The organism is Roseateles agri (assembly GCF_034043675.1).
Taxonomy (GTDB): domain Bacteria; phylum Pseudomonadota; class Gammaproteobacteria; order Burkholderiales; family Burkholderiaceae_C; genus KK5.
Window position 1 is genome coordinate 311,976 of the sequence record NZ_JAXCLA010000007.1, and the last position, 12,187, is coordinate 324,162.

Genomic DNA, 12,187 nt, shown 5'->3' on the forward strand with positions numbered 1-12,187 from the left:
TTCACCTGTTGTTCAGTCGTTTACTTGCAGGCGGCCGGCGCGGTCGCCTTGTCCACGCCCTTGCACGCCTCGTCCTTCGAAATCCAGCCGGCCTTGATGACGACGTCGAGGTTGTCCTTGGTGATGGACACCGGCTTCAGGAACTTGGACTGCAGCGGCACCTTCTTCTCGCCGTCGGCCCAGGTCACCGTGCCCGGCACCTTCTGGCCCTTGGCCAGTGCCACGGCAGCGGCGGCGGCTTCCTTGCCGAGCTCGCGCGCATCCTTCCAGACCGAGACCGTCTGCGAGCCCAGCGCGATGCGGTTCAGTGCGGCGTGGTCGCCGTCCTGGCCGGAAACCGGCACGCCCTTGATGCCCTTGGCGGACAGCGCGGCGATCACGCCGCCGGCGGTGCCGTCGTTGGAGGCCACGACCGCGTCGACCTTGCCGCCGTTCTTGGTCAGGATCTGCTCCATGTTCTTCTGCGCCACTTCGGGCTTCCAGCCGTCGGTGTATTCCTCGCCGACGACCTTGATGTCGCCGCTCTTGATGGCCGCGGCCAGCACCTCGCCCTGGCCGTCGCGCAGGAAGTTGGCGTTCGGGTCCGTCGGCGAGCCCTTGATGAAGACGAAGTTGCCCTTCTGCTTGACCTTGAACACGCCGCGCGCCTGCTCGCGGCCGACTTCCTTGTTGTCGAAGGTGATGTAGAAGACGCCGGGTGCCTCGATCAGGCGGTCATAGGCCACCACCGGCAGGTTCTTGGCCTTGGCCTTGGCGAGCGCGGGCAGGATCGCGTCCTTGTCCATCGCCAGGATGATCAGCGCCTTGGCGCCCTTGGCGATCAGGCCGTCGACGTCGGCCAGCTGCTTCTCCGGCGAGCCGCCGGCGTCCGCGCTGATGTAGCTGGCGCCGAGCTTGGCCAGCTCGGCCTTGATCGCGGCCTCGTCGGTCTTCCAGCGTTCTTCCTGGAAGTTGGACCAGCTGACGCCGACGGTCTGCGCCGCGGCCAGCGATGCGAAGCCACCGATGAGCGAGGCGGCGAGGATCTTGTGAACGAACTTCATGCTTCTTGTCTCCTGGGATGGGTTTTGAACAACACGAATCGGTACAGCAGGGAAAACCAACTACATCGACGGCCAGAGCGGTGGCCGCCGCGCGGGGAACAGCTCAAGCCGCGGCCCGTCTCGCCGCAGGGTTCTTCGTCTCGGTGGGATGCAGGTCTTCGTCGAAGCCGTGGCGCGAGGTGACGCTGACCACCTGGGCCGATTCGTCCAGCCGCTGCAGCACCAGCGAGGCCGCGCCGCGCGCCCAGGCCTCGCCGCCCTCGTGGTCGATCAGCACGGGCACGCGGCCGCGGTGCGGCATCACCATCGCTTCGTCCAGCGCGGTGCGCAGCGGGCCTTCCAGCAGCTCGATCGCCAGTTGCCGGCCGCCGTCCACGATCACCAGCTGCAGCGCCAGCAGGTTCACCACATTGCCGATCCAGGTGCCCAGCAGGCGGCCCTGGCGCTCGAAGATCGCGCGCGCCTTGGTGCCGGCGGCGCCGGGGCGGCGCGCGGTGTCGGCGAGCTGGCCGTAGGTGGCCTCGATGTCCTGCGGCAGCAAGGTGCCGGCCGGCAGCAGTCCGGCCTCCTGGCCCTGCTCGACGACCGCGTAGTGCGCCACGTAGGCCTCCAGGCAGCCGCGCTTGCCGCAGTGGCACTGGCGCCCGTCGGCGACGATCTGCACATGGCCCATTTCCCCGGCCAGGCCTGCGCGGCCGCGGTACAGCTCGCCGTTGATGATCAGGCCCACGCCCAGGCCCTGGTCCAGCGTGATCGCCGCGGCATCGGTCAGCCGGGCGGCGCGGCCGAACCACTGCTCGGCCAGCGCGCGGATCTTGGCCTCGTTCTCGATGAAGACCGGCACCTCCAGCTCCTTCGAGAGAGCGGCGGCCAGGCCGGTGACGCGGTGCGTCTTCTTGCTGCCGGCCGAGAACACGGCCGACCAGTGCACCAGGTCGCCCATCGAATCGACAAAGCCGGGCAGGGCGACGCCCACGCCGGCCAGCGCGACGCCGGTGCCGCCGTGCTCGGCCAGGCAGGCGCGCACCTCCTTGACGACGCGCTTGACCAGCGCGGCCTTGGCCATCGGCGTGGCCAGCGGCGCGCTGCGCGTGCCGCGCACGCTGCCGGCGAAGTCGGTCAAGGTCACGGTGATGCGGAACAGCGAGATGTTGACGCCGACGACCCAGACGAAGTCGGAGTTCAGCGCCAGCTCGCGCTCACGCCGGCCGCCGCCGGCCGAGGGGCGGGCGCCGACCTCGACCAGGGCGCCGCTCTCCAGCAGCCGCCGTGTCAGCGAGGACACCGCGGGCTGGCTCAGTCCGGTCGATTCGCCGATCTCCGCGCGCGACATGGCCGCGCCGTTGCGGCGAACGGCATGCAGCACCTGGTACAGGTGCAGCTGCGAAATGTGGCGTGAACTCAGACGCGTCATGCGCGTTTGTCTCCGAGTCTTGTTGAAATAATTTCGCGCCATTCTATTTCAGCGAAATATTTGTCTTTAGGTGGTTTCCCGCAGAAGTGGCTGAAGCCAATGCGAGGGACGTGATGTGGTGCGGCCGCCTAAAGCACGGACCTTGAGCCACAAATCCCTAATCCTCGACTTCCGTTTCCCTTAGATTTTGTTCAGGCAAAGAGGTGAAAAGAAAGTCAGGGGAGTGCTGGGGATGACGACTCGCATTACCGCTTGCACCGACGGCAGCGGAGCTTCATTTTGCTGAGATGGCTGCGCCGCCTGGGCGTCTGCCTGGCCCTGGGCGGGTGGAGCCTGGCCGTGCCCGCGCAGACGCCGGACACGGTGACCAACAGCGCCAGCATCACGCCGCCCGCTGGCGTCCACGATCCCGACTGCGGTCTGCCCGGCCCGGCCGATTGCGGCGGCAACAACAGCAGCAGCACCTCGGCGCCGCTGTGGGTCGATGCGGTCACCAAGAGCGCCGAGCCGGCCAGCGGTACCTCGGTGCAGGCGGGCCAGACCATCACCTACACGCTGACGATCACCGTGGCCAATGCGCCGACCACGGCGCCCATCGTGCTGCAGGACCAGCTCGGCACGGGCTTGGCCTTCGGCGGCGTCGTCAGCGCCGGGCCCTTCGTGGCCGGAGGCAGCGGCAGCACGCGCAGCTTCACCCTGCCTGCCGGCGCACCGGTGGGCGCCTATGCCGTGCGCTACACGGCGACGGTGACCGACGGCGCCAGCGGCAAGGTCAGCAACGTGGTCAGCGCGCCCGGCTGCACGGCCGGCAGCTGCAGCACCACCCATCCGCTGGGCGGCGTGGTGGTGGCCAAGCGCCTGAGCAGCGAGAGCGGCACGCAGAGCGGGCTGGCCGAGTTCGCCGAGACCCTGGGCTACACGATCACGCTGACCAACGGCGACGCCGCGCCGGCGGCCAATTACCGCTTCAACGAGAACGTGCCGGCCGGCGCCACGCTGGTGGGCGTGGACGGCGCATCCGGCTTTAGCAGCCCTGTCGTGGGTCCGGCAGCCGTGCCGTTGCTGGTGGCCCAGGTGCCGGCCAACGGCGTCGCGAGCGTGGCCGTGCGCTTCCGCATCGCCGATTCGCCGCCGGCCGGGCTGGCCGCGATCGTCAACCGCATCGACGGCGGCGATATCGATAGCACGATCTGCGGCGCGCGCTGCATCGTCACCACGCCGCTGGAGCAACCCACGGCAATGCGCCTGGTCAAGAGCGTGGCCGTGCGCGAGGCCCACATCGGCGACCTCGTGCGCTACACGCTGCGCGTGGCCAACGCGGGCGCCGTCGACATCGTGAACGGCAGCATCCTCGACACGCCGCCGCAGGGCTTCAACTACGTGGCCGGCTCGATGACCGTGGCCGACCGCGACGGTGCCTTCACGCTGGGCAGCGCGCAGACGCCGCTGCAGATCGGCGGCATCGACATCGCCACGGGCCAGGAGGCGGTGATCAGCTACCTGCTGCGCGTGGGCGCCGGCGTGCGCCAGGGTGTCTACACCAACCAGGCGCAGGCGGTGGACCGGCGCGGCTGGCCGATCTCCAACGTGGCGACGGCGCAGGTCTCGATCGTGGCCGACCCGCTGCTGGACGAATCGCTGATCCTCGGGACCGTGTTCGACGACCGCGACGGCGACGGCTGGCAGGCCCCGGCCGGCCTCAGCGGCGTGCGCGTGCAGGGCGGTTTTGCGGCCGAGGCCTATATCGCCGGCTCCACCGAGATCGATCGCGGCCAGGGCTTCGTGGCTTTGCCCGACGACGGCGCACCGCTGCTGAAGGGCCTGGCGCTGGGCCGCATCGCCGGCCGCGAGTCCGAGGCCGATGCGCCGCGGAACCACCAGCTCGTGCTGCGCCAGCGCCTGCGCGCACTGGACTTCCGCGACGGCTTCTCGCTCCGTAGCGCCCAGGGCGTGAGCTTGCTGATGGATGCCGCCGGCATCACCCGGCTGGAGCGCGAGGGCGACGCGGCCAAGGGTCTCGACGGCGCGCTGCCCAGCGTGGAGCGCCGCGTTGCGGTGGGCGAGGGCGGCTACGTGGTGGACTACGTGCTGCGCAACCTCGGCATCGACGAGCGCGGCATCCCCGGCGTGCGCATCGCCTCCGCCGAGGGCCTGCTGATGGAGACGGACGCCTACGGCCGCTACCACCTGCTGGGCATCGATGGCGGCACGCAGGCCTTCGGCCGCAACTTCGTGCTCAAGGTCGATCCGGCCACCCTGCCGGCCGACGCCGAGTTCAGCACGCCCAGCCCGCTGGTGCGCCGCATCACGCCGGGCGTGCCGGTGCGCTTCGACTTCGGTGTGAGGCTGCCGCTGCGGCGCGAGGGCAGCGCGCCGGTGCCGGCCGGCATCCTGCTCGGCGAGGCGTTGTTCGAAGCGGGTCAGGCCACCTTGAATCCGGCACATGCCGCCGTGCTGAACGAGCTGGCCGCGCGGCTGCAGGCCCAAGGCGGTGGCGGCGAGCTGTTGCTGCCCGTGCGCGATGACGAAGCCGGCCTGGGTCTGGCACGCGCGCACACCCTGCGCACCGCGCTGCTGCCGCGCCTGCAGCCGGCCGCGGCGCGTGCGGTGCGCGTGGTGCTGCGCCCGGCGGGCGAGGGCCCGCCGCTGGCCGCGCTGGTGCAGGGCGGCGTGGTGCTGGGCGCAATGTGCTTCGAGCCGGGCCAGGCGGCGCTGCGGCCATCGGCTGCGCCCCTGCTGCACGCGCTGGCCCAGCAACTGGCGCAGGACGGCGGAGGCCGCGTCGAGATCGCGCAGGACCCCGGTGGCACGCCCGCGGATCTGGCCATGGCGCGTGCGCGCGCCGTGTACGCGGCCCTCGCCGCCGAATTGCCCGCCGCCGTGCGGGGTCGCCTGGAGGTCGCGCCATGAAGCGCTACCTGCTGGGCTGTGCCCTGTTCTCGCTGGCGGCGGAGGTGTTTGCTCAGTTGCCCTCGCAAGCCTCGCCCCAGTCTGCCACGCCGCGGGCCCCCGGGAATCGCGCCCCGATGGCCGCGCCGGCCGGCCCTACACCGGGCTGCGAGGCCCAGGGCTGCAGCACCGCCGACGGCCAGTTGCTGTTCCAGCTGCAGCAGGCCCCGCCGCTGGCCCCCGCCGGCCGCACCGCGGCTGGCGCCGGCCTGTCGCTGCTGCTGCCCAATGGTGGCCTCGTCTGGGCCACCGAGGACCCGGCGCTGGGCCAGCCCGAGCTGAGCGTCTCCGGCCCGGCCCAGGCGGCCTTCGAGAACGGCCGGCTCACGCAGCCGTTGCTGTTCTACCTGCGCAGCAACTACCCGGGTTTCGTGCAGCGTTTCGAACTGACGATCTACCGCGCCAGCGACACCGCCTACACCGAGCCGCTGGCCGTGTTGCCCATGCCGGTGGCGGCCGTGGGCCGCGTCGAATGGAGCGGCACGCCGGCCTCGCGCTTCCCGCTGCGTGCGGGCGATGCGCTGGTCTACGTGCTGCGCGCTTACGGTGCTGATGGCGCCGTCGACGAGACCCTGCCCAAGAACCTGCTGCTTGCCCGCCCCGAAGACGTGGAGCGCAGCGACAGCGAGCAGCGCGCCGCCGCCGAGCGCAGCCTGGGCGCGCCGCTTAGCCTGCAGCAGGCGCAGGCCCAGCGCCTGGTGGACAGCGTGTTCACCAGCAACGACCTGCGGCAGCAGAACATCCCGCTCTACGGCTCGCGTATCCGCATTCAGGGCCGCAACCTGCCAGACGGCGCCGCGCTGGAGATCAATGGCCAGAGTTACCCGACCGACCTGCAGCACAAGTTCGTCGCCGAGTTCCTCACGCCGATGGGCATGCATCGCTTCGACGTCGCCGTGTCGGCGCCGGGCCAGGCGCCGCTGCACCAGGTGCTGGAGGTGGACGTCACCGGCAAGTACTTCTTCGGCGTGGCCATGGCCGACCTCACGGTGTTCCAGAACCACGCCACAGGCCCCGGCAGCGAGCTGGCACTGGCCGGGCGCGAGGGCAGCGTGCTGAGCAACGGCCGGCTGGCCTTCTATGGCAAGACCAAGGTGGACGGCAAGTACCTGATCACCGCCAGTGCCGACACGCAGGACCGCCCGCTGCGCGAGTTGTTCACCGGCTTCACCCGGGCCGACCCGCAGGACCTGTTCCGCCAGCTCGATCCCAACCTCTACTACCCCACCTACGGCGACGACTCCACCACCGTGCGTGACGTCGACACCCAAGGCCGTGCCTACCTGCGCGTGGACTGGGACAAGAACCAGGCGCTGTGGGGCAACTACCAGACCGGCTTCACCGGCACGGCCTACGGGCAGTACCTGCGCGGGCTGTACGGCGCGGCCCTCAAGTGGCGCTCCACCGACACCAACCCCTGGGGCGAGGCCACCACGCAAGTGCGTGCCTTCGCGTCCGAGGCGCAGACGGCGCCCGGCCACAGCGAGTTCCTCGGTACCGGCGGCAGCCTTTACTACCTGCGCCATACCAACATCGTGCAGGGCTCGGAAACAGTGATCGTGGAGCAGCGCAACCGCAGCACCGGCCGTGTCGAGAACCGGGTCACGCTGGTGCGCGGCACCGACTACGAATTGAGCGAACTGCAGGGCCGCATCCTGCTGCTGCGCCCGCTGCTTCAGCTGGTGGACGACGGCCTGCAAGGCATCACCCGCGACACGCCGCTGGCCGGGCTGGAGCAGCACCTGATCGTGGACTACGAGTGGATTCCCACCGCCTACGACGCTGGCAACATGACCACCGGCCTGCGCGGTAAGCAATGGGTGAACGACCACCTGGCCGTCGGCGCCACCTACGTGGACGAGGGCCGCTCCGGCGAGGACTACACGCTCAAGGGCGTGGACGTGACCTTGCAGGCCGGGCGCGGCACCTCGCTGCGGGTGGAGCGCAGCGCCAGCCGCTCCACCGGCTCGCCGGTGTTCGAGTCCACCAACGGCGGCCTGAGCTTCACGCAGCGCGGCACCGACGTCGGCCTGCGCGCCGGCCATGCCACCTTGGTGGAAGGCGAAGCCAGCCTGCAGGAACTGGGCTGGACCGAGCGCAACTGGACGGTGGGCGGCTGGTGGCGCCGCGTGGACGCCGGCTTCTCGGCCGCCAACGAGGACTACGGCATGGGGCGGCGCGAGGTCGGCGCCGAAGTGCGCGGCCAGGTCGGCGACACGCTGGAGGTACTGGCCCAGACGAGCCGCACCACGCAAGGTACCGAGCAGCTCGACCAGACCCGCTTCACCGCGCAATGGCGCCCCACCGGCGAGGACACGGTGACCGCCGAGCTGCGCCGCATCACCCAGGACAGCGCAGCCGGCCCGGTGGACGGCACGCTCGGTGCGCTCAAGTACACGCGCCGCATCACGCCGCGGCTGGAGCTCTACGGCGTGGCCCAGAAGACGCTGGACGATGACGAGGGTCGCTACCCCGCCAACGACGCCGCCACGCTGGGCGCGCGCTACCGCTTCGAGAACCAGTCGCAGCTGGGCGCGGAAGTCACCCACGGTGACCGCGGCGACGCCGCGCAAGTCACCGGCGAATACCGCCTCGGCCCCGACCACACCTTGTACGGCACCGTCACGCACACCACCGACACCAGCGAGTACGACTCGCTGTTCAACAGCCGGCTGCAGAGCGGCTGGACCCTGGGCCAGCGCTGGCGCCTGGGCGAGCGCAGCAACCTCTACAACGAGAGCCAGTTCTTGAAGGAGCCCGATGGCACGGGCCTGGTCCACACCTTTGGCATGGACTTCTACCCGGTGCCGGGCTGGAACACCGGCTTCAGCTTGCAGAAGGGCGACCTCGAAGCCGCCGCCGGCACCGTGCACCGGCGCGCCGTGAGCCTCAGCGCCGGCCACACCTCGGCCACCGCCGAGTGGGCCAGCCGGCTCGAATGGCGCGAGGACAGCGGTGCCGAACGCCGCCGCCAATGGGTCAGCACCAACCGCGTGGACCACAAGCTCGACGAGGACTGGCGCGTCTCCGCACGCTACAACTACTCGCAGACGCGCGACGAGATCGACGCTACGGCCGACGCCAAGTACGTCGAGGCCGGCGCGGGCTTCGCCTGGCGGCCGCACGACGATGCACGCTACGCGCTGCTGGGCCGCTACACCTACCTCTACGACCTGGCCTCCGCCGGGCAGGTGGGCGACACAGCGAGTACCAGCTACGACCAGCGCTCCAACATCGTCGCCTTCGACGGCATCTATAAGCGCGACCGCCAGTGGGAATTCGCCGCCAAGCTGGCCGTGCGCGAAGGCAGCGCGCGCGCCGGCCGCGGCACCGGCGCCTGGTTCGATTCCGGCACACGCTTCGCCGCACTGCAGGCCCGCTACACCTTGCCCCGGCAATGGCATGGCCTGGCCGAATACCGCTGGCTCGATGCCAAGGCGGGCGGCACGCGCCAGGGCTGGCTGGCCGGCATCGACCGCGACATCACCCAAAACCTGCGCCTGGGCGTGGGCTACAACTTCACCGACTTCAGTGACGACCTGACCCGCCTGGGCTACCGCTACCGCGGCTGGTACGTCAACCTGGTGGGAAGCTACTGAACACCATGCACGACATGACTCGCAAGCTCCTCGCGACCCTGGCCCTGCTGCCGGCGCTGGCCGCAGCGCAGACCACTTCCTGGGTGGACCTGGCCGGCGGCGCCCCGGGCCTCACCAACGACGGCCAGACCCGCACCTTGACCTGGCTGTGGGCGCCTGGCGGTGCCTCCATCAGCGGCCGGGTGGACATCACGCGCACCGGCGCCGGCGTGCACTACGTGCTGGCCGAAAGCCAGTTGGCCACCATCCGGGCCTTCGTTCCGGGAGCGGGGGAATACGACAACAGCCCTTATGCGCTGTCGCTGGGTGGTGCATCGGGCATCAAACAGTTCGGCTCCGAGGGCGAGTTGGGCCGCGCGCCCAACGATGTGCCGGGCGGCACCTTCTCCACCACCGTCATCGATTTCCGCTTCGACGGCACCGTCAGCGCGCCCAACCACACCATCCTCACGCTGTTCGATCCCGGCACCGCGGAGTCCTCCGACGACCGCTCGCAGTACTTCGACGGCCCGGCCGTCTACCGCTTCACCGCCTTCAACAAAGGCGTGCCGGTGGACACCAGCAGCTGGACCGTGAACGTGGTGGACCCCTACCTGCCGGCCGTCACGCCCGCCAACTGGAGCTGGGACGCGGCCTCGGGCACTTATCGCTTGGAGCACTACCCCTCCGCATCCGTGCAGTCCGACTTCAGCGACTACAACTTCCCCGACACGCTGGTGTTCATCGACACCAACAACACCACCTTCGATCGCGTGGTGCTCACGGTGAATGGCCTGGCCTTCGACACCATGGCCCTGGGCATCGGCTCGGCCAACCGGCCCAAACTGCCGATCACGCTGGACGCCAACTGGACCAACGCAACGGCGGCCGACGCGGTGGGCCTGACCATCGCCGGCGCGGGCGCGGAGACCGTCGTGGCCGGCGGCTCCACGGCCCCCGTCGCCAGCACCCCGGCCGGCGCCAATGGCCTGCCGAACCAGCTCGTCACGATCCGCGAGACCTTCACGCGCGGCGCCGCGGCCAGCTACACGCTCGCCTGGTCCTGCCGGCGCCTGGACAACAACACGGTCATCGCCAGCGGCACCGGTGACAACGGCAGCTTCACGATGCCCGCCGACACGGGCGTGGGCTGCAGCTTCGCCAACACAGGCCATGCGGCACTGCGCCTGCAGAAGACGCTGCCCTATGGCCGCCGCAATCCGGCCGATCAGTTCAGCCTGAGCCTCACCGGCCCCAATGCGCCGCCGGCCGTGACCACCGCCGGCGCCGGCGTTGCGCTCACCGGCAGCGTGGTGCTGGCAACGGCCGCCGTGGGCAGCAGCTACACCTTCACCGAAGCCGGCGCGGCCGGCGCCAACCTGCCCGACTACGCGAGCAGCTGGAGCTGCAGTAATGCGCTGGCCGGCGGGCAAGCGCCCAGCGGCAGCGGCACGAGTTTCAACCTGACGCCCGCAGCCGGCGACGACATCACCTGCACCTTCAGCAACAGCGTGCGCCCCGCCGCCGACCTGCGCGTGCGCAAGACGGTGACGCCGGCCGGCGCGCGCACCGGCGAGATCCTGAGCTTCAGCATCGTGGCCGACAACCTGGGGCCGGACCCCGCCAACGGCGCGCTGCTGCGCGACACGCCCGGCCCCGGCCTCGATTGCACGGCGCCCGCCACCACGGCCACCTGCACCGGCACCGGCGGCGCCGCCTGCGGTGCACCGACGGTGCCGGTGGCGAGCCTGCTGGGCAGCGGCGTGAGCCTCACCTCGATGCCGGTGGGCGGCAGCGTGACCATCACGCTGCTGTGCAAGGTGACGGCCGTGCCCGCGCGCTGACAGGACCCGTTGCCGGCGGTGCTGATAATCCGCCGATGCCTATCGTCAAGTTCCCGCTCGCCGCCTTGTTGTTGCTGGCCCTGTCACCGTGTGCTTTCGGCCAGACGCCGCGGCAGGATCTGATGGAGGCCGCACAGCGCGAGCAGCCCCGGCTGATCGGCAGCCTGGAGCAGTTCTGCGCGATCGAGAGCGACAGCCGCAACACCGAGGGTCTGGCGCAGATGGCCGACCTGCTGGCCGCACGCTTGCGCGCGCTGGGCGGCGAGGTCGAGATCCTGCCCACCGGCGAGGTCTACCGGATGGAAGATACGCCGGCCGAGCCCGGCCGGGTGGTGAAGGGCGTGTTCCGCGGCACCGGTACGAAGAAGCTGCTGCTGCTGGCGCACATGGACACGGTCTATCCGAAGGGCACCGGGGCGAGCCAGCCCTTCGCCGTCAAGGACGACAAGGTCTACGGCCTGGCCATCGCCGACGACAAGCAGGGCCTGGCCGTGGTGCTGCACGTGCTGGCGATGCTGAAGGCGGTGGACTGGCGCGGCTATGGCGAGATCACCGTGCTGTTCAACGGCGACGAGGAGATCTCCTCGCCAGCCTCGCGCGACATCATCACCGCATCGGCCCAGGAGGCCGATGCGGTGATGTCCTTCGAGGGTTCGGGCGCGTCGAACGACAAGCTGTCGCTCGCCACCGCGGGCATCGCCTCGGTGATGATGACCGTCTACGGTCGTGCCGAGCATGCCGGCGGCGCGCCGCAGGACGGCGTCAACGCGCTCTACGAGATGGCGCACCAGGTGCTGCAGATGCGCGACCTGACCGACCCGGCCATCGGCCTGCGCCTGAACTGGACCATGGCCAAGGCCGGGGTGGTGCGCAATATGGTGCCGCCGCTCGCGACGGCCGAGGCCGACATCCGCGCGCTGCGGGTGCGCGACTACCTGTCGCTCGAAAAGACCATGCAGGAGCGCATCCAGTTCCACCTGCTGCCCGAGGCTCAGGTGACCCTGAAGTTCGAGCGCCGCCGCCCGCCGCTGGAGGCCACGGCGGCCTCGCGTGCGCTGGGCGACGTCGCAAAGAAAATTTACCTGGACGAGCTCGGCCTGCTGCTGAACGTGGACGACGAGGCCGAGGGCGGCGGCACCGACGCGGGCTTTGCCGGCGTGAAGGCCAAGGGGCCGGTGATCGAACGCTTCGGCCTGCGCGGTGCGGGGGCCCACGGCTCGGCGCCGGAGTACGTGCTGCAGAGCTCGATCGTGCCGCGGCTGTACCTGGCGGCGCGGGTGATCCAGGCCGTTTCGGAGGCCGGCGGCACGCGGTAGAAACCCGGGGTGACTGACGGCAGGGGCCATGGGTGCTGGTGTA

General features: G+C 70.4%; 6 protein-coding genes. 4 read left to right on the plus strand and 2 right to left on the minus strand.

What is annotated here, in order from left to right; all coding sequences use genetic code 11:
* Nucleotides 1–20: 20 nt before the first annotated feature.
* Together xylF and SNE35_RS21835 are read right to left on the minus strand one after the other, a co-directional pair.
* Nucleotides 21–1,043, minus strand: a complete 1,023-nt coding sequence (xylF, locus tag SNE35_RS21830; protein WP_320425125.1) for a D-xylose ABC transporter substrate-binding protein — start codon at nucleotides 1,041–1,043, stop codon at nucleotides 21–23.
* A gap of 103 nt (nucleotides 1,044–1,146) precedes the next feature.
* Nucleotides 1,147–2,457: an ROK family transcriptional regulator gene (locus SNE35_RS21835; RefSeq protein ID WP_320425126.1), complete on the minus strand. Its 1,311-nt coding sequence runs from the start codon at nucleotides 2,455–2,457 to the stop codon at nucleotides 1,147–1,149.
* 279 nt (nucleotides 2,458–2,736) lie between these two features.
* Between SNE35_RS21835 and SNE35_RS21840 the strand changes: the two genes are divergently transcribed.
* From SNE35_RS21840 to SNE35_RS21855, 4 genes are read left to right on the plus strand one after another with little or no spacing between them, the layout of a single operon-like run.
* Nucleotides 2,737–5,367, plus strand: coding sequence for a DUF7927 domain-containing protein (locus SNE35_RS21840; protein WP_320425127.1), 2,631 nt, complete (start codon nucleotides 2,737–2,739; stop codon nucleotides 5,365–5,367).
* Nucleotides 5,364–9,005 (plus strand): RHS repeat domain-containing protein, encoded by a 3,642-nt coding sequence (locus SNE35_RS21845; protein ID WP_320425128.1) that lies wholly within the window; start codon nucleotides 5,364–5,366, stop codon nucleotides 9,003–9,005. Before SNE35_RS21840 ends, SNE35_RS21845 begins: the two co-directional genes overlap by 4 nt.
* A 5-nt stretch (nucleotides 9,006–9,010) precedes the next feature.
* Nucleotides 9,011–10,828: a prealbumin-like fold domain-containing protein gene (locus SNE35_RS21850; protein WP_320425129.1), complete on the plus strand. Its 1,818-nt coding sequence runs from the start codon at nucleotides 9,011–9,013 to the stop codon at nucleotides 10,826–10,828.
* A 35-nt stretch (nucleotides 10,829–10,863) separates the two neighbouring features.
* Nucleotides 10,864–12,144, plus strand: coding sequence for a glutamate carboxypeptidase (locus SNE35_RS21855; RefSeq protein WP_320425130.1), 1,281 nt, complete (start codon nucleotides 10,864–10,866; stop codon nucleotides 12,142–12,144).
* Nucleotides 12,145–12,187: the final 43 nt, after the last annotated feature.

Coding starts and splice junctions, on each gene's coding strand:
- xylF (WP_320425125.1), bottom strand. CDS start 1,043: ATGAAGTTCGTTCACAAGATCCTCGCCGCCTCGCTCATCGGTGGCTTC.
- SNE35_RS21835 (WP_320425126.1), bottom strand. CDS start 2,457: ATGACGCGTCTGAGTTCACGCCACATTTCGCAGCTGCACCTGTACCAG.
- SNE35_RS21845 (WP_320425128.1), top strand. CDS start 5,364: ATGAAGCGCTACCTGCTGGGCTGTGCCCTGTTCTCGCTGGCGGCGGAG.
- SNE35_RS21850 (WP_320425129.1), top strand. CDS start 9,011: ATGCACGACATGACTCGCAAGCTCCTCGCGACCCTGGCCCTGCTGCCG.
- SNE35_RS21855 (WP_320425130.1), top strand. CDS start 10,864: ATGCCTATCGTCAAGTTCCCGCTCGCCGCCTTGTTGTTGCTGGCCCTG.